Origin of the sequence: Rosistilla carotiformis, assembly GCF_007753095.1 — a bacterium.
GTDB lineage: Bacteria > Planctomycetota > Planctomycetia > Pirellulales > Pirellulaceae > Rosistilla > Rosistilla carotiformis.
In genome coordinates this window covers 3,161,726-3,180,831 of sequence record NZ_CP036348.1, presented here as the reverse complement: position 1 = coordinate 3,180,831, position 19,106 = coordinate 3,161,726, and the positions used below count along the sequence as shown (strand labels likewise).

Annotated in this window: 14 protein-coding genes; 9 read left to right on the top strand and 5 right to left on the bottom strand. The window is 56.6% G+C overall.

The genetic code is table 11. The features are described from left to right. The first annotated feature begins 226 nt into the window (after positions 1–226). The 3 genes from ppdK (at position 227) to Poly24_RS11605 (ending at position 5,054) form a co-directional block, all read left to right on the top strand. Positions 227–2,887: a pyruvate, phosphate dikinase gene (gene ppdK / locus Poly24_RS11615; protein WP_145094967.1), complete on the top strand. Its 2,661-nt coding sequence runs from the start codon at positions 227–229 to the stop codon at positions 2,885–2,887. A gap of 303 nt (positions 2,888–3,190) precedes the next feature. Continuing rightward, positions 3,191–3,676, top strand: a complete 486-nt coding sequence (locus Poly24_RS11610) for an FKBP-type peptidyl-prolyl cis-trans isomerase (RefSeq protein ID WP_145094964.1) — start codon at positions 3,191–3,193, stop codon at positions 3,674–3,676. Positions 3,677–3,743: 67 nt separating this feature from the next. After that, entirely contained in the window at positions 3,744–5,054 is a 1,311-nt protein-coding gene (locus Poly24_RS11605; RefSeq protein WP_145094962.1) for a HEAT repeat domain-containing protein, read from the top strand. Positions 5,055–5,087: 33 nt separating this feature from the next. Here Poly24_RS11605 and hemW read toward each other — a convergent pair whose 3' ends face one another. The 3 genes from hemW to Poly24_RS11590 are packed head-to-tail and all read right to left on the bottom strand — an operon-like array spanning position 5,088 to position 7,905. Further along, complete coding sequence (hemW, locus tag Poly24_RS11600) at positions 5,088–6,257, bottom strand: radical SAM family heme chaperone HemW (protein WP_231753590.1); 1,170 nt, start codon at positions 6,255–6,257, stop codon at positions 5,088–5,090. Continuing rightward, positions 6,248–7,087: an MBL fold metallo-hydrolase gene (locus Poly24_RS11595; protein WP_145094959.1), complete on the bottom strand. Its 840-nt coding sequence runs from the start codon at positions 7,085–7,087 to the stop codon at positions 6,248–6,250. The genes hemW and Poly24_RS11595 overlap by 10 nt, the downstream gene beginning before the upstream one ends. Positions 7,088–7,095: 8 nt before the next feature. Further along, the gene (locus tag Poly24_RS11590; RefSeq protein ID WP_145094956.1) at positions 7,096–7,905 is read right to left on the bottom strand and encodes a segregation and condensation protein A; all 810 of its coding nucleotides are present in this window, start codon (positions 7,903–7,905) and stop codon (positions 7,096–7,098) included. 430 nt (positions 7,906–8,335) lie between these two features. Here Poly24_RS11590 and ilvN point away from each other — a divergent pair, with 430 nt between their 5' ends. The 3 genes from ilvN to Poly24_RS11575 all read left to right on the top strand — a co-directional run bounded on the left by ilvN (position 8,336) and on the right by Poly24_RS11575 (position 11,505). Further along, entirely contained in the window at positions 8,336–8,839 is a 504-nt protein-coding gene (gene ilvN, locus Poly24_RS11585) for an acetolactate synthase small subunit (protein ID WP_145094953.1), read from the top strand. Positions 8,840–8,975: 136 nt separating this feature from the next. Beyond that, entirely contained in the window at positions 8,976–9,980 is a 1,005-nt protein-coding gene (gene ilvC / locus Poly24_RS11580; protein WP_145094950.1) for a ketol-acid reductoisomerase, read from the top strand. Between the two features lie 529 nt (positions 9,981–10,509). Beyond that, positions 10,510–11,505: a DUF1573 domain-containing protein gene (locus Poly24_RS11575; RefSeq protein WP_145094947.1), complete on the top strand. Its 996-nt coding sequence runs from the start codon at positions 10,510–10,512 to the stop codon at positions 11,503–11,505. 47 nt (positions 11,506–11,552) lie between these two features. Here the strand turns inward: Poly24_RS11575 and Poly24_RS11570 are convergent, their stop codons facing one another. Together Poly24_RS11570 and Poly24_RS11565 are read right to left on the bottom strand one after the other, a co-directional pair. Beyond that, positions 11,553–12,884, bottom strand: a complete 1,332-nt coding sequence (locus Poly24_RS11570) for a DUF1552 domain-containing protein (protein ID WP_145094944.1) — start codon at positions 12,882–12,884, stop codon at positions 11,553–11,555. Positions 12,885–12,930: 46 nt separating this feature from the next. Then, positions 12,931–15,579, bottom strand: coding sequence for a DUF1592 domain-containing protein (locus Poly24_RS11565; protein ID WP_231753589.1), 2,649 nt, complete (start codon positions 15,577–15,579; stop codon positions 12,931–12,933). A gap of 733 nt (positions 15,580–16,312) precedes the next feature. On the opposite strand from Poly24_RS11565, the gene Poly24_RS11560 reads away from it, so the two are divergent. The 3 genes from Poly24_RS11560 to Poly24_RS11550 all read left to right on the top strand — a co-directional run bounded on the left by Poly24_RS11560 (position 16,313) and on the right by Poly24_RS11550 (position 18,922). Continuing rightward, on the top strand, positions 16,313–17,002 hold the full coding sequence (locus tag Poly24_RS11560) for a response regulator transcription factor (RefSeq protein ID WP_145094941.1): 690 nt from the start codon (positions 16,313–16,315) through the stop codon (positions 17,000–17,002). Beyond that, on the top strand, positions 16,999–18,453 hold the full coding sequence (locus tag Poly24_RS11555) for a sensor histidine kinase (RefSeq protein ID WP_145094938.1): 1,455 nt from the start codon (positions 16,999–17,001) through the stop codon (positions 18,451–18,453). Before Poly24_RS11560 ends, Poly24_RS11555 begins: the two co-directional genes overlap by 4 nt. Positions 18,454–18,742: 289 nt before the next feature. Then, on the top strand, positions 18,743–18,922 hold the full coding sequence (locus tag Poly24_RS11550; protein ID WP_145094935.1) for a hypothetical protein: 180 nt from the start codon (positions 18,743–18,745) through the stop codon (positions 18,920–18,922). The last annotated feature ends 184 nt before the right edge of the window (positions 18,923–19,106 follow it).

Below are 19,106 nucleotides of genomic sequence, written 5' to 3'. Positions count from 1 at the left end.
CACGCCCTGCGAGTTCCCTCTGGCCGATTGTCGCACAGGTCTAACCCACGACACCAGGTTTTCGCTTCTGATTGCGAACTTATTTTAAACAAAATTCTATCGCGCTCATCGACGTTCCGCTCGGAACGTCCGGCCATGATTTTAGCCACAGCAACGTTGCGCTGAGCGTACAGATTTCACTCGTTTGATCGATACAACTACCCATATCACGCAGAGGCTATTGAAGATGGCAAAAAAGAAAGCGGCTGATTCTCCCAGTAAAATGGTTTTTTACTTCGGCAAGACCAAGACCGAAGGTCAAGGCGAAGGCAAGCAATTGCTGGGCGGCAAAGGCGTTAACCTTGCGGAAATGACCCGGATCGGCCTGCCCGTTCCTCCCGGCTTCACGATCACCACCGCATGCTGTGACTCGTACTACAAGAATGGCAAAAAGTTGCCAGCCGGTTTGATGGATGAAGTCAACGAAGCGGTCGCCATCCTGGAAAAGGAATTGGACAAGAAGTTCGGCGACGACGAAAACCCACTGTTGGTTTCGGTTCGCTCGGGTGCTGCGGTTTCGATGCCGGGCATGATGAACACGATCTTGAACTTGGGCCTGAACGACGCAGCCACCGAAGGTTTGGCCAAAGCGACCGACAACCCACGCTTCGCCTACGACGCGTACCGCCGCCTGATCAACATGTACGGCGACGTCGTGATGGGAATCGATCACGAAGAATTCGAGCACGCGTTCGACAAGGTTAAGACGAAGTACAAAGTCGATCTGGACACCGACGTGCCTGCCGAAGGTCTGAAGGAACTGTGCGAAGAATACAAGGCAGTCTTCAAGAAGCACGGTGGCGAAGACTTCCCACAGGATCCAATCCACCAGTTGCAACTGGCGATCGAAGCGGTCTTCGGCAGCTGGAACACCGAACGCGCCGTCCGCTATCGCGAAATCGAAAACATCCGCGGCCTGTTGGGCACCGCGGTTAACGTTCAATCGATGGTCTATGGCAACATGGGCGATGACAGCGGAACCGGTGTTGCGTTCACTCGCGATCCTTCCAGCGGTCAAAACAAGTTCTTCGGCGAGTTCTTGATCAACGCGCAAGGCGAAGACGTGGTTGCAGGTATCCGCACCCCGTTGCCAGTGATCGAGATGAAGAAGTGGAACAAAGAGGTTCACGCCGAACTGATCGCGATCAAAGACAAGCTGGAAACGCACTACAAGGACGTCCAGGACATCGAGTTCACGATCGAGAAGGGCAAGCTGTACATGCTGCAGACTCGCGACGGAAAGCGAACCGGTATCGCGGCCGTCAAGATCGCCGTCGACATGGTCAAAGAAGGTCTGATCGACGAGAAGACTGCGGTTTTGCGTATCCCCGCGGGCGATTTGACCCAGTGCCTGCTGCCAAGCTTCATCCCTGCAGCCAAGAAGAAAGCAAACGTCTTGGCAACGGGATTGCCTGCGTCGCCAGGTGCGGCTGTGGGTACGTTGGCGTTCACTGCTGCGGAAGCCAAGGCACGTGCCGAAGCGGGCGAATCGGTCTTGTTGATCCGTAAGGAAACCAGCCCAGAAGACGTCGACGGCATGCATGCCGCCGCGGGCATCTTGACCAGCACCGGCGGTATGACCAGCCACGCGGCGGTTGTCGCTCGCGGTTGGGGCAAGTGTTGTGTCGCGGGTGCCGGTAGCGTCGACATCAACGAAAAGAGCAAGAAGATCACCGTCAATGGCAAGACCTACGGGGTTGGCGACACGCTGAGCCTGGACGGCACCTCGGGCGAAGTTATGGAAGGTGCGGTTGAACGCCAAGAACCCAAGTTGGGCGGCGACTTCGGCACCGTGATGGAATGGGCCGACAAGTATCGCACCCTGGGTGTTCGCACCAACGCCGATACTCCCGAAGACAGCAAGCGTGCTCGCGCGTTTGGCGCCGAAGGCATCGGACTGTGCCGCACCGAGCACATGTTCTTCGAAGGCGACCGTATCGGTCACATGCGTGCGATGATCCTGGCGACCACCGAAGACGATCGCCGCAAGGCATTGGCCAAACTGTTGCCGTTCCAACGCAAGGATTTCCAAGGCATCTTCACCGCGATGAAGGGACTGCCAGTAACCATCCGTCTGTTGGATCCACCCTTGCACGAATTCCTGCCACACGAAAAAGCCGCTCAAAAAGAGATGGCCGAAGCGTTGGGAATTTCGCCTGCCGAAGTCAAGAAGCGTGCTGAACAGCTGCACGAAATGAACCCAATGTTGGGTCATCGCGGATGCCGTTTGAGCGTCACCTATCCCGAAATCCTCGAGATGCAGGTCACCGCGATCACCGAAGCCGCGATCGCTTGTGTCAACAAGAAGATCGATGCCAAGGCAGAGATCATGATCCCATTGGTAGGTACGCGCGCCGAATTGACACTGCTCCGTGGCAAGGTCGAAGAGACGATCGAAGCGACCAAAGCTGCGAAGAAGTTCGACGGCGAATTGGATATCTTGATCGGTACCATGATCGAAATCCCACGTGCTGCGTTGACCGCCGATGAAGTTGCTGAAGACGCCGACTTCTTCAGCTTCGGCACCAACGACCTGACGCAGATGACCTTCGGCTACAGCCGCGACGACATCAACACCTTCCTGCCCGACTACCTGAAGCAGGACATCCTGCACGGCGACCCCTTCCAATCGTTGGACACCACCGGTGTTGGCCAATTGGTTGACATGGGCGTCAAGAAGGGGCGTAGCACCAAGAAGGGTCTGAAGTGCGGCATCTGTGGCGAACACGGTGGCGATCCCGCTTCGATCAACTTCTGTCACGAAGTCGGATTGGATTACGTCAGCTGCAGCCCATTCCGCGTGCCGATCGCGCGTCTGGCCGCCGCTCAAGCAGCACTTAAAAACTAATCGCTGCGATCTCTGATTCTACAAACGGTCGACTCGGCAACGGGTCGACCGTTTTTGTTTACCCCCACACCCCGCGGACCGATCGGTTCCAGGGAACGTAGAGGCCGCGCGATCGGACACGACTCTTGCCTGGGCAATCGGGCGTTTCGACTTGAGCCTGCCGCGGAAACTTAAAAACTTATTCACCTTGAAAAAGTTCTGTGCCCGCGCGTTGCCAATTCACGATTCGTGTTATCTTGAGCGAATCGGAGGCATGAATCGAACGTGTCTCCAACAGAATTCAATATTTACGAAAGCAAACCGATGCAAATCACAGCCGACAAAGTTGTCGCGTTCGATTACAAACTGACCGATGACAAAGGCGAATTGATCGACTCCTCCGAAGGGCACGAACCGCTGCTGTACCTCCACGGTCAGGGTGGAATCATCGAAGGCCTCGAACGCGCACTCGAAGGCCTAAAAGTCGGCGATCATGTGAACGTGACCGTCCAGCCTGAAGAGGGTTACGGTTTGCGATCCGATGAACTGATTCAGGAAGTCCCACGCGACGAGTTCGAAGGGGACGAGGATATCGAAGTCGGCATGCAGTTCGAAGCCGATACGCCCGATGGTCCGATGATCTTCACGATCATCGAGGTCAGCGATGAAATCATCCATGTCGATGGAAATCATCCGCTGGCCGGTGAGACGTTGACCTTCGATGTCACGATTCGCGAAGTCCGCGACGCGACCGACGAAGAAATGGAACACGGTCACGCCCACGGCGAAGGTGGCCACGACCACGACTAGCGCGACGGCAACGCATGGGCAAACGCGGCGTCCGCGCCGCTCACGTAGATCTCAGAGGTGGTTGACGATGGTTTTTGGATTTGGAAAAGCGAAGCCACCGTTGACGGCTTCCCGACGTGGACAGATCGAACTGCGGATGCGTTATTTGGTCGATCGGTTGACGTTGCCGGTGATCCAACAGACGGCCATCGTAACCGATGCGGCTCCGTTTCTACCCAACGAAACGGTAACCGCAGAAGAACTGCCCGACGTTGCCGCGAGGATCGCCAAACAGATGCAAGCCGATATTTCCGGCTTGCAATGGGAGGTGACCGACGGAACTCCCGCGACGGCGGTTCACCAGATCGGTGATGTACCCAAAGTGCGCGTCCCGCAGGAAGCGTTGCACGACCCGCGACAACTGGTGACCACCTTGGCTCACGAGATCTCGCACTATCGCTTAGGTCAGTTCGACCCGGGCGATCTTCCCGATCAAGGACAATGGCTGACCGAACTGGCCACGCTTTGCGGCGGTTTTGTGATCGCGGTATGCAACAGTACCGTCAAACCGTCGTGCTGCAGTACGCCCGCTCCCACCGCCACGGCGCTTCGCAGCCTGGGCTTTCTGACCGCCGCCGACCTCGGTTACGCTGCGGCGCTGCTGGCGCGCTTGCGGAACGAAACCGACCCAGCGTGGGGACGCCAACTGCGAGCCGATGCACAGGTCGCGTACAAACAAGCCAAGAAGTCGATGCCCGCCGCGTGTACGATGGTGATCGACGCTTCCTCGATTCCCTCGCCGCAAAGTTCGATTCAGCAGCTGGCCGAGCAGATGGTTTCGTCCAATGAATCGTTTCAATTCCTGGCCGCCGAACAGATCGCCCGCCGACACGCTGAACCGCGTGAAGCCTTTGTGCCGGCGTTAACCCAGATGCTGCGATCACGCGACGAACAAGTGGTCCTGGTGGCCGCCGAAGCACTGCGTTCGATCGGTCCGGCCGCACATGCCGCCGCACCGGCACTGGAACATCTGCTGAATCATCGCGTCGACATGATCGCGGCGTCGGCCGGAATCGCGCTGATGGCGATCGATCCCAACGAACTCGTCTTCGAACACGTTGGTGAACTGTTGGAGAACCGTTGGTCCGCTGCGATTCCCATCTCGACAGCGTTGGCCCAGTACGGTCACCAAGCCGCGGCAGCGGGGCCTAGCATTTGTCGTCGGCTGGTCACGGCGCTTCGCCGCACCGAAGATGAGATCATCGACGCGCTGGCCGCTTGCCTGCACGCGGTTGCCGAGGCGCCGATGGAAGTCATCGAAGCAACGATCTCCAACGACGAGATCCTGGAATGGATGAAAGGTTATCTGGCCAGCATGGACGAAGTGGCTGCGGAGTAGTTTTGCACCGCCACGATCGAACAACCCTCGCGGCTACAGAATCTCCGAGACGACCGAATCGCTAACAAACAGCCCCTGCGGCGTCAGCGCCACCTGGCTGCCGGTGCGTTTCAACATCCCGATCTCGATCAACATCTGGAACTTTGCGTTCAGCAATCGGTCGACGACCTCCAACGGTCCGACGTCGCGTAGATCGATGCCGTCGAGCATCCGCAGACCAAACGCGACCCGTTCACGGATCAATTGCTCGTTGGTCAATTGCTCGGACTCGGCGATCGGCGATTTCCCTTGCAGCAAGCGTTTGATGTACGTGGTCGTACTGCGATGATTGACGGCCCGCCGTCCATCGACAAACGATGCCGCGCCGGGACCGGCCGCGTACCATCCCACGCCCCGCCAATACGCCATGTTGTGATGGCACTGACGCCCCGGCAACGCATGATTCGAAACCTCGTAATGCTTCAAACCAGCCGCCGCCGGAATCGAAATCGCATCGCGAAACATCTCCAATTGGTCTTCTTCAACGATCGGTGCCAGATCCGATTTCCGCAACCGGTTCCAAAACGAAGTTCCCTTTTCGAAGGTCAGACCGTACGTCGACAGATGGCTCAATGGCAGCGCGACCGCATCGCGCAGATCGCGTCGCCACGCGGCGGGCGTTTCCTCCGGCGTGGCAAAGATCAAATCGATCGAGACATTGCCAATCGTTTCGGCGGCCAACTGGATCGCCGTGCGCGCTTCGTCAGGTGAATGCGTTCGCTCCAACGTTTTCAACTTGTCCGCATCAAACGACTGCACGCCCAAGCTGATCCGGTCGACCCCAAAGGCTTTCAAAACATCAAGCTTTGCCGGCGTGATATCGTTCGGATTCGCTTCGACACTGAATTCAGTGGCCTGATCCGACCGCGGGAACCAATCGCGGACCAGCGTCAGGAACCGCGTCAGCGCGTGGCCATCGAAGTGGGTCGGCGTGCCGCCGCCGATGAACAGCGTGTCGACGACGCGAGGCTGCCCCAATTGCGACAATTCGACCTGCAGGGCGGAAAGGTAGGCGTCGACAAGATCGTCGCGTCCGGCCAAGACACTGAAATTGCAGTAACCACAGCGGTGCCGGCAAAACGGCACGTGAACATAAGCAGCCCGCGGCGGATCCAAATCCGCCGCCGCCGTGAGATCCAGTGAGTTTTGGTTTTCTATAGCCACAGGTTCAACCGGCCGCCCATCAGACCGGGCAGCTTCTTTTCTACCATTCGCCGGATCTGCGGATCGCTGTACCGCGTGCTAAAATGCGATGCGATGATCAATTCATTGTTGAATCGGTCCTTCCGTGCGACCCAGTCGTCCAGATGCATGTGGCCATGTTTGTGGATCTTGTCCTTGCGGTGCTCGGGGGCGATGAAAGTCATCTCGGCAATTAAGATCTTACAGTCGAAGACCTCCGGGTTTTCATCGAGTCCGCGTGGCTGCGTGTCGCCGGTGTAGGCGAGGATCGGCATGCGCGTCTCGTGCGAGACCTCAATCCCCTTCAAACGCAGGTCGCGAATTTCGGTCCCTTGCAGTCCCTGGAATTCCTCTTTCAACTTCTTCCGCCGCTCGCTGACCATAAATCCCACCGATTCGATCGTATGCCACGTCGGAATGACGTTGACGACCAGTTCGCGTGAGAGTTCGATTTCGTCCCCTGGTGCCGCCGGCAACAGCTCGCATGGCATCGCCCCTTTGTCCAAGCGCGTGAAGCATCGCAGCATCGCCAGGCATTGATCGATTGCACTGGCGGGCAGATAGATCACCGGCGGATCCATCTTCATCATCCGCCGACGCGAGACGTAAACGGCGAGCGCGGCGATGTGATCCAGGTGCGTATGGCTGACGAACCAGGTCGGTGTGCCCATGAAGTCCCAAGGCTGAACGCCCAGATCAAAACCACACTTTAATTCAGGAATTCTCCAACACGTTTGCACAGCCGCGCGGGAATAGCCTTCGATGGTCAGCCCCGCGTGTTGACACTGCCGCAACGGAATATTTTCAAACATCAACTCTCTCAAGACGATTTTTTAATGGGCAAGTTCGTTTCATCGACGGCGCTGGCGTCGTAGTTGTCGACCTCGCTTACATTCAGCTCCGTCTCGAACCGATCACCTCGGGTGACCACGATTTCAATGCCGCCGGCTTCCTGCCGGGTCGACACACCGTAATGCCTTGCCAACTCAAGGATCGCCAGAAAGATACCAATCATTGCCGACTTATGGGCCCCCAGGTCGAACAAGTCGGAAAAACGCACCTCTTCTTGCTTGAGCAGTTGTTGGTGGATGCGTTGCATGTAGACGTGGATCGGCGTGTCGTCGTAGACCACCTGCGTCGGCGGCGGGCCGGACGATTCTCGCATGATCCGGCCAAAGGCGCTGACCAGATCCCACAGTTCGAGGTCGGCGATCGGTTGGTCTCCTGGATCGATTTGCCGCGGCGGAAGATCGTCGGCGATCCGCGGGTACCGCTGCTGCCACTGCTCCCCCATCTCGTCCAAGATGCTCGACGCATCGCGAAACCGCTTGTACTCCAACAGCCGTTCGACCAGCTCCTCCTGAGGGTCTTCGAGGATCTCTTCTTCCTGTTCGTCGTCCGCCTGCGGCAGCACCGCCTTACTTTTGAATTCCACCAAAGTGGACGCCAGGTCGATGAAATCGCCGACGCCGTTGACATCCAGATCCTGCAAAACTTCCAAATATTCCAGGTACTGGTCGACCACGTTGGTCAACGACATCTTGGTGACATCCAATTCGCTGCGACGCACCAAGTACAGCAGCAGGTCCATTGGACCGCGGTAGGCGGGCAAATCGATTCGGAAGGTCATGGGAATAGCTTTCGAGACGTTTACCGAACGTGGCATCGGCGCCACCGGGAAAACTGCCGCCTGGAGCGGAAAAAACGCCCGATTTCGTGTGGCGAGAGAAATCAGTGCAAAACACTAATGTGGCGTTATTTCGCCTTGAACGCCAGATCGGAGCTGGCGATCGGGGTCGCAACGAACACGATCCCATGAACCTCAGCCCGCCGCAAGGGTCTCACTTACGCGTTCGAATCGCCCGCTGAGCCGCTTGCCCAGCGGGCGTGATTTATTGCCAAATTCGGAATTTGCCGCCGCGCAACGACACGACAATGGACTTCGTCAACTTTTGGCAGATTACCAACCCTTGTCCCCAGGAAAACCCACAACTATGATGCGGTCTTTTCTCGCACGACCAGGCGACTGCCTGGATTCAACCCCGGTCCGAAAACACAACATGCGACACGTCCTATCGGCCCTCGTTCAGAATGTTCCCGGTGTGCTCGCTCACATCTCGGGGATGTTGGCCTCGCGCGGATACAACATCGATTCCTTGGCCGTCGGCGAAACCGACGACCCCCAGCTGTCCCACATGACGTTTGTCGTCATGGGCGACGACAATACGCTGGCGCAAGTTCGCAAGCAGCTGGAAAAGATCGTGACCGTCGTTCGCGTGATGGATATCAGCGCCACCGATTACGTTGAACGCGACCTGATGCTGTGCAAGGTTCAAGCGGCTCCTGGGCCGTCGCGATCGGAAGTTCGCGAACTGGTCGACATCTTCCGCGGTCGAATCGTCGACGTCGGTCCCGATGAAATCACGATCGAACTGAGCGGACGCGAGAGCAAAATCGAAGCCTTCATCGAACGGATGCGAAATTACGGAATCATCGAATTGGTCCGAACCGGGCGAATCGCGATGGTTCGCAGCGGTGCCGTCGTCGAAACTCCCGTTGATTAAGCCCCGCTTTGAAGCACCCCACGCGAAGACGTTGCCTGCGTTTGGTGACATTCCCGTCCGCGTGGAATCACACCCGAACAATCGTCCAATTTTTCTAAACCGAATCACGCCACGATAGCACAAGGAACCATTCCACATGGCGGCCACGATTTATTACGACAACGATGCCGACCTGTCTCACCTCAAAGGCAAGACGGTCGCGATTATTGGTTACGGTTCGCAAGGCCATGCCCAAGCTCAGAACCTTCGCGACAGCGGCTGCGAGGTCATCATCGGCCAACGTCCCGGCGGTCCCAACTACGACTTGGCCAAGAGCCACGGTTTCGAACCGATGTCGGCCGACGAAGCGACTGCCAAAGCGGACGTCGTCAATCTGTTGCTGCCCGATGAAGTCCAAGGCGACGTTTACAAAGCACAGATCCGTGACAACCTGAAACCAGGCAACGTCCTGATGTGCTCGCACGGTTTCAACATCCACTTCGGTCAGATCGAACCACCAACCGGCGTCGACACGCTGTTGGTCGCTCCCAAGGGTCCTGGGCACTTGGTCCGCAGCGAATACGAAAAAGGGGGCGGCGTCCCCAGTTTGATCGCCCTGGGCGAAGGAGCCAGCGAAGAGACCAAGCAGATCGGTTTGGCCTACGCGAAGGGAATCGGCGGCACCCGTGGTGGCGTGATCGAGACAACCTTCCAAGAAGAAACCGAAACCGACCTGTTCGGCGAACAAGTGGTCCTTTGCGGCGGACTCAGCGAACTGATTAAAGCCGGCTTCGAAACGCTAGTCGAAGCGGGTTACCAACCCGAGATGGCTTACTTCGAATGCATGCACGAAGTCAAACTGATCGTCGACCTGTTCTATCAGGGCGGACTCAGCTACATGCGTTACAGCATTTCGAACACCGCTGAATACGGCGATTATGTCACCGGCCCGCGAATCATTACCCCTGAAACCAAAGCGGAAATGAAGCGTGTCCTCACCGAAATCCAAAACGGCACCTTTGCTCGCAATTGGATCTTGGAAAACCGCGGTGGGGCTGCCATGTTCAAGACTACCCGTCGCCTGGAACAGGGCCACCCGATCGAAACCGTTGGCAAGCGTTTGCGTTCGCTGATGAGCTGGATCGACGACAAGCAAGTCTAGGCAAAGCGACGCGCTAGCGAAAAACAACGCCCAGGTTTCTTAAGAAATCTGGGTTTTTTTGTGGATATTTTGACACCGTATACTGCCACGTTAAGGAGTCGTTAGATGCGTTCCTACGCTCATCCTTCCCCCCTTGTCGCTCCCCATCCACCAACGTAGGAACGATTGAGCGGCGGTTGAGTATCCCCTATTTCATTATTATCATTGGATCAGCTAGATTAAGCATCCCTCCCAGTCGACGCATCCTGCCGGTCATGCTACTGACCAACAATGATTCAAGAAAAGGCGACGCACTTTTTTAAAAAAAAGTTGCGTAAAATAGTAGCGATAGCCTTGGACCATGAGTAAACGTTCTAGACTTCTTTGATTCTAGTGGGTTTTGAGCCGCGTGGCGGTGATCGAATGACAGGGTGTCGGTGCGAATGCTGTCCGGAACTGGGTCGGAAACCGTATCTATCGGGCAACCACAGGCTTTGCTCAAGGCCGAGGGCTGTGATCAATAAAACAATTTGGATGGGGATTTGAGAAGATGAATACGAATGCGTTACGAAGCCTTGCTGGGTTAATGCTGATTGCATTGGTCTGCCCGCAAGCCGGTGCCGTCGAATGGGCGGACAACATGTTTCCGGTCAAGAAACACGAATTTGGAACCGTCGCGGTGGCGGCGAAGACCGAATTTCGGTTTCCCTTCAAGAATTTGTATAAAGAAGACATCCATGTGGCGACCGTACGGGCCAGCTGTGGATGCACCACCCCGATCATCGAAAATCACACCCTGAAAACGGGTGAAACGGGACATATCCTGGCCCGCTTCAATACCGGTTCGTTCCACGGCAAAAAGGGTGCGACCCTGACCGTCGTGATCGACAAGCCGTATTACGCCGAGGTGCAATTGCGTGTCGATGGCTACATCCGCCGCGACATCGTCTTTAATCCTGGCCAGGTAGAATTTGGATCGGTGATGCAAGGTGAATCGGTGCATAAAGAGATCGGCGTCACCTACGCGGGGCGTAGCGACTGGCAGATCGTCGAGGTTCAATCTTCCTCGCCCAACGTAGCCGCGGCATTTGAAGAGGTCTCCCGAAACGGTGGCCGTGTTTCCTACAAATTGAACGTCGCCTTTGACGGGGCCGCCGAACCAGGCCAAGCGCACTCCAACATCGTTGTGATCACCAACGACCGCGCCATGCCACGGGTTCCCCTGGAAGTCACCTACGATGTGCGTCCTGCCGTGATCGTTAGCCCTCAAGTCATGGCGATCGGCAATCTGAAGCCGGGCGAATCATCGGAGCAGCGTTTGGTCGTACGCAGCGACAAACCGTTCCGCTTGACCGACATCCAGGCCGAAGGATTCAGTATCGAATACAAGGCGAACGAAGAGTCAAAAAAGATGCACGTCCTGCCCCTGAAGATCACCGCCGGTGAGAAGTCGGGCTTGATGAGCCAACGGTTGATCGTCAAAACCGATCTACCCGGTGATCTGACCGGCAGCGCTCTGGTCGCAGGCCAGATCCTGGCAAAATAGTTTGCAACGACTATTGTCAGCGGTGACAATCCCCGGCTGCTGGCAAATTAAGTCAATCCATTGATCGTGCCCGTGGAATCGCCGAACGATTCGACGGGCACTTTCATTTTCTGGATCACGCTCAGCAGCAAATTATTGAGCGGCGGAGGAGTCTCTCCGCCGAAGGCGAGGTGTTGACCGTGGTTGAAGCCCAGCTTGTGGCCGCCTGCGACCAACAACGGCAAGTTCTTTGGCGAATGCTCGCCGCCGGTTCCCGAATTCATTCCCGAACCGTAGACGATCATCGTGCGATCCAACATGTTTCCATCGCCATCGTCGGTATCCTTCAGAAACTGAAGGAACCGGGCTAAACGGTCGAGATGAAAACGATCGATCACGGCCAACTGTTGCAGCATCTTTTCATCCCCACCATGATGTGACAACTCGTGATGGTTCTCGCCCCCGCCGCCGAAGCCTCCCGCTTCACGCGACCATTCAAACGTGATCACACGTGTCGTGTCGGTGTTGAACGCCAGATAAGAAAGCTCCATCATCACGTCGATCCACATCGGACGATCGTGCGCGTTCCGCGACTGGCTGGCCAGTTGCAGATCGGTCGGTTCGACCTCCGGCTTCGGGACGTCGATCCATTCCTGCAAACGTTCAACGCGCAGTTCCGTCTCGCGAACGCTCGCTAGATATTGTTCCAATTTCAGTTTGTCTTTCGTCCCCAGCCGTCTCCCCAACGCTTTGGCTTCTGCAAGAACATTGTCAAGGATCGATTTCTGCAATGCGTATCGCCTGAGCGTCGCCTGCCGATCCTCCGCCGAATCGGGAACAAACAACCTTTCGAACAGCCGCCTTGGCGAGTTCTCTGCCGGAATCGGCGTCCCACTGCGATCGAACGACAGCGTATGCGAATGCCCCGCCGCGCCAGTGCCACTGCTGTCGGATAATTGAAGCGACGGGAACCGCGTCTGATGCCCGTGATGCATCGCGGCGATTTGATCGGCCGAAACGCGGTTGGTGTAATCGCTGCCCGACTTGGCCCCCAGATCGGCTCCTGTCAACCAAGTATCGGCGCCACTGTGCCCCCCCTTGGCCGCTGGGTGCCCGAGTCCCGAGATGACAGAAAAATCCTGCCGATGCGGTTCGAGCGCCTTCAGCGTTGGGGATAAAACGTAATCCCTGCCCGCCTGCTCAGGAACCCACTTTGCAATGTTGACGCCATTGGGCACGTAACAACAGATCATCCGCGGCTGCGGATTCAGCGACCGTTCCAACGGACGAAACTTCGACGGCGCGGCGTCCGCTGTCGGCACCATCGCATCCAGCAGCGGAAGGCTCAGACATGTTCCAAGGCCCCGCAATACGGAGCGCCGCGTGAACGTGCGTTGCATGGTGAACTCCAAAATCAATCCAAAGGTTTGGCGGATGTCGACGTGATTATTTCGTTTGAAACGGCTCGCTAACAACAATCCATCGAATCAATTGCCGCAGCGTTTTGCCGTTGGCTTGCAGGTCGTTGACCGCCGCGTCCAAGTGCACTCGGTCGGCAATCCCAAGCTCGCGCCCCAATGCATAGGTCAACATCTTCTCCGCGAGACAGCGAAGGAATGCATCCTCGTTTTGCAGCAGCGCTTGCTGCAGACCATCGATTCCGTCAACCGGTGTGCCATCGGGCAAGCGACTCGACGCGTCGATCACCGGATCGTTGCGGCCAATCCGACCTTGGTATCCGTGACCTTCCTGCAGTCGCCAGAATCCCGATGCATCGTAGTTTTCGAGTGCGAAGCCCAACGGATCGATCTTGTCGTGGCAACGTGCACACTGCGGCAGTTCGCGATGAATCTCAAGCCGTTGACGAACCGTGGCTTTGTCGATCCCGGGGACCTTGGGCGCAATCTCCCCCGCGTTGGCGACCGGCAATCCGGGATCGCTACCGAGTAAATTTTTTAGCACCCAGGTTCCGCGTTTGACCGGTGAAGTTCGGGTGCCATTCGAGGTAATCGACAGCACCGAAGCTTGCGTTAGCACGCCGCCGCGATGCACTCCAGCCGGCACTGCGACGCGGCGGAAATGATCGCCATGCACGCCCGGAATACCGTAGAACCTGGCCAACCGCTGATTGATCACCACGAAATCCGACGCGATAAAATTCATCACGTCCAAATCGTGCAGCAACAGCTCTCGGAAGAAGCTTAACGACTCCCCGACGATCGACGTTTCCAAATGGCGGTCGTAACGTCGATAGAGTTCAGCGGCCGGAGGATTCGCACCGACCTCTCGCAACCCGAGCCACTGGCCCGCAAAATTTTTCACCAACGCTTCGGACTTTGGATCTTCCAACATCCGTTCGACGTGCAACAACCGCGTCTCTGGATCGCGGAGACGTCCTTGCGCCGCCGCGTGAAATAACGCTTCGTCCGGCATGCTGCTCCACAAAAAATAGGACAACCGCGTCGCCAGTTCAAAATCATTAAGTGCCCGCGGCATCGCCGCCGCGTCTACAGAACCGTCCGCCCCTTCTGGTTCGGCCAGGTAGAGGAAGTGAGACGACATCAGGATCGCGATCAAAGGCGCTCGGATTGCCGTTTGAACGTCGGACGTTTCCCGAAAGGCTCCATCAAACAACGCCATCTTCGCGTCTAGCTCGCTGGACGTCACGCGTCGGCGATAGGCCCGCTGCATGAAGCGAGCGACCACCGTTCGAACGTAGCTTGTGGGATCGGACTCTTTTAGCGTTGCCTCAGGCAAGAGCCGCACGTGGCTCTCTGGAGGCCACTGGGGATAGATAGGACCCTCTAAAAGAATTGAATCGATCCACGCCTCTGGACGCGCAAAGTCGTCGCCGGTCTGCATCCAGAAGTTTTCCACCTCCTTGGGAATATCGTAGGCGTATTCGATCGTGATTCCCGCCGATTCGGTACTGAAGATCGCATCGATCGGATACTCTTTGGGGGAATCGGGCGAAGCATCGATATCGAACTCCGCAAGCACTGCTGGCTGGCCTGCCAAATGTTGAATCACGCGAACGCGCGGCGGCCCGTAATCGTATCGCGAATCGCTGCTGAAATGCGCTAGATCCCGTTCGAATTGCTCGCGGTGCCGATCGCTACGATCGGGGTGCTTTTGGATGTTATCAGCCATCCGCTTGCGAAGAAACTGTTCCGCCGACGCGACCACTTGTTCACGTGTCGGGACAACTCCCGCCGCCCGAATCGTGATTCGATACGGACCGGGCTGTTTTAACTGAAAGCTACGGACGTTGACCTTCCGATCGCAGCTGGCGTGGTGCATCACGACAAACCGATCGACGACTCGATTTTTCCCGCCGTTAACGATCAATCGCTGCTTGTCGTATTCGACGCGATTGCGGTCCGAATCCCCCGATTCCGGTTCGAACCGCCATGAAATCGCAGCAGGTTGATCGCCATCGACGATCGCCCGGTCGAGGATTTCCCGTGCCGCGTTGTAGTACAGTTCCAGATGCAATGGCGAAACGGTCAGCGCACCGCCGTTGTTGTCGAAACCGCCGGTGGGAGGATCTTGCGGAAAGTGGGAGGTGTCGTAATCGATGCCGACAAGATCACGGATCGTGTTGCGATATTCATCCCGATTCATACGGCGAATGATGATCGATGCGTCGCGACGGATTTGTTCGACGCGAACCATCTGATCGGTGATCCAATCGACCACCTTGCCGACCGACGTGACATCGGGTTGCGGCTCATCTTGCGGAGGCATCTCGTGGCTGTTGAGAACATTCACCACTTCGCCCCACTTGGCATGAGACGCCTGCTGCATCAGATCGATGCCAAGATCACGGTCGATCCGAAACTCACCAAGTGCTTCCTCAGGACCATGGCAGCGCAAACAGTGTTGCTTCAAAAACGGTTCGATCAACCGATCGAATCCCACTTGGTCCGGCGTGAACGTTGCGACGGGCTGCCCCCACGCGACGCTGCCACCGGTCAGCGTCATCAGGACGGCAAGCGTCCAACCACGGATCGACCGCTTTTCCCCCCTTCCCATCGCTTGGACGACTCTCCATTGTCGCGGAGACTGATTTTGTCGCGAGCGAAATCCCATCATGCAGCTCTTCATTCTCGATTGATAAGCACCGCAGGCACCGCGAGGCGAATGCACGGTCAGGCACGTATTGTAGACCAACCCGCAAGTCCCGTCATGCAACATCCTGATGAAATCCCGCCCCTCCAAAACGTGTGGAAAGGAAACGACCGAGCGAACGAATAACGCAGCCGTCTTGAGACATTTACCATCCGCCAGGCATTGAGTTCCGATACCGCAACAACGGATCGACGGGCGAACGCCGCGACGTTCAATTTCCCAACGTTCGTTCCGTCACCAAATCGAACCGACACCATTCCAGTTTTCATTCGTGATAAGGCATTCTTTAAGTACGCCTCAGCGATCCATTAGAGGACCGTTCGATACTTCATGCAGACGTTTGAATTCACGAAGACACGACGGGAGAAAGAGGATGGACAAACTTGTGATGATCGTGCACCTTTCGGCCGCAACAACCGCTGTCGTTCTTTTGGCAGCCTGCTTGGTGGGTTGGAGTCGCACGCAATGGCGCAGCGAGTCGAACCGACAAAGAGATCGCGCGTGGTCAAAAGCCCGTTCCATGGAGCTCGACGACGGATCGGTTGCGTAACGATTGCCCGAAAGCAAACCTTTTTCAAGGCGCTCGTTCAAAGATGAACAATCCTTTATTAAGGGCTTATCGCCGGTTCAGCGTACCCGTCTAGAATCGATATACTGTCGTGAGTCCCTTCCCCCTGCATCCCCCGAAGCTTGCCTGATGAGCGTTCGCATTTTAGTCGTCGAAGATGATCCTGGGATCGCCGATTTTCTGATCCGTGGCTTGAATGAAGAGGGGTATAAAGCGGAACTGGCTAAGGAAGGGCGGCACGCTTGGTTGCGTCTGCAATCGGAGATCTGGGATTTGGTCATTCTCGATTGGTGGTTGCCTGGGGAGGATGGCATTCAGATCTTGCAACGCTTTCGTCAGAAAAACCGAACAACCCCCGTACTCTTTCTGACCGCCCGCGATGGCGTGAACGAACGCGTCACGGGACTCGACGCAGGCGCCGACGACTACCTGACCAAGCCGTTTGCGTTCGAAGAACTTCTGGCGCGCGTTCGGGCACTTCTGCGACGGCCGGGGCAAGCCGACAGCGTCTACATGGAGTTCCGCGACGTTCGCATCGATCTGGCCCAACAAAGGGCCACGCGTGGGGGAACACCGCTCGATCTAACGGCGAAGGAATTTTCGCTGCTCTCGATGTTCCTTCGTCATCCCGGGCGGGTGCTTTCGCGAACTCGGATTTATGAAACCGTCTGGGACGAGAATTTTGACGGTCTTTCCAATACGCTCGAAGTCCATGTGAAGGACTTGCGTCGCAAATTGGAAAAGCTTGGCCCACGCATCATCCAAACCCGTCGAGGGCAAGGTTACATCCTGGAATCGCACGACGCGGGTTGCGCATGAAGCTGACCACGCGGGTATCGGCCTACTTCCTTCTGACCCTAGCGATCGCGTTGACGATCTATTCGCTAGTGTTCTATTCAGTGACGCGCCAACATGTCGAATCGCAGTTTGAACATGAGTTACGCGGCGTTCTGAACTCCTTTGTCGCCGCCGCTGAGATCGAGGAGACGGAAGTCAAATGGCAACCATTGGAACACTCGGTCTCCTTCGGATCGCTCGATGAGTTCGGTGGAGTCGATTGGGTCGTTATCGGTGACAAGGACCGGGTCGTCGAAAAATCTCGCGGCGCCGGTAAAGCGATGACTTCGATGGCGATGGAGTTGGCCGCGGGCAATGCATCTCACGGCGACCTATTGGCCCCCATCGAACCGAATCGCCAACGAAGAGTCCTCTACCATCGCTTGTCCGCTCCGAATCCGGTTGCCTTGAATCGAGAGCTCGATGAGTTTGATGAGCTGATTGTGGTGGTTGGGCGATCGACTGCCAAACGCGACCTGATCCTTTCCCAATTGACGCTTTTGGTCACGCTGTTGCCGCTGGTTGCCTGGTGTGTGGCGGCAGCGTTGGGACGTTGGATTGTGCGTCAGGCGCTCCGCCCCGTATCGGCGATGGCCGCACAGGCTCAATCGATCGCGGGATCCGATTTTCAATCGCGTCTCGTCCTGCAAGATTCCGGCGACGAACTTGCGGAACTGGGAACGACGTTCAATCACTTGCTCGACCGCCAACAGGCCGCCTTTGAACAGCAAAGGCGTTTTGCCGGAGATGCCGCTCACGAGTTGAGGTCGCCCATCACCGTGTTGCTCGGTCAGATCGACGTCACGCTGCGACGGACTCGTTCGGTCGACGAATACATCTCCACGATGGAACGACTGCGTACCCAAACACACGCATTTCAAGAAATCGTGGAAGCCTTGCTGTTTCTCGCACGCAGTGAAGAAGAGACCGCGCGCCCCACGATGCAATCGTTCCACGTGGCTTCCTGGTTGAACGCACATGCCGCAACCTGGAACGGTCTGCCCCGTGCTGCGGACCTACGGCTGGACAATCAAATCGAGCATTCGATCATGGTCCGTGGCACGTCGACGCTGCTGGCGCGAGTCCTTGAAAACCTGCTCTCCAATGCGATGAAGTACAGCGTCTCGGGAAGTCCGATCCAAGTAGATGCAACGAACAACGCGAATCACGTGATATTTCGAATCACCGATTCGGGTTGTGGAATCTCGGCCACCGATCAGCCGCATTTGTTCGATCCCTTCTTTCGATCCGGCGAAGCGCGTCGCAAAGGAATCGCGGGTAACGGTTTGGGTTTGGCAATTGCCAACCGTATCGCCACAACGCTGGGGGGAACGTTGAACGTCAAAAGCACTCTTGGCCGCGGCAGCTGTTTTACGCTCCTTCTACCGATCGATGTTGACGGCGCGCGTTCGACCGCTAACAAGATCAACTAGCATCATTGCCACGGAGATCGGATCCGAACGCGCGCCCCTAAGTCGCGAGTCCCGTGATACGGTTGAACGACTTGTTTACCTAAACGCGATTTCATTTTCGGCTCATCGACTGCTTATGCCTCCCGGCGATACTTCCTTCAGACATCGACGCGTCACCGATGTCGCGAACTGACAACCAATGTTGATTCGCTAACGCCATTCGCTTTCAAAGGAAGTAACCATGCGTCGACTGCTTCGTTCACTTTTACATTTTCACTGGCAACCAAATGACCCCAAAACCATGGACCCGATGTCCATGACGCTTCACGATGTCGTTCGGCTCGTCGAACAAGAACGCACGGCGGCCAAGCGACAACATGCGACCGGCAACCGAGTTCTGAACAACAAGCCAACAAACAAGGGACTTCATGATCTGAATGCTCGTGGATTCGATCCACGGCGAATTCTCACCGGCAAAGCGACAGCTTGATGAAGAAGAACGGCTGTTCGCTTCACCGAAAACGTGCCACCTCGATGCGTTCCCAAATGCTGCACGGCCACAGGTACCTCGCGTCCCTGTCGGTGGTGGCCGTCGTTGCCATTCCGCTTGTTTAATGGCGAGCGTTGCAGCCGACTCTTTATCACAGCAAACGTGTCAACCGAGGTGGAAACCG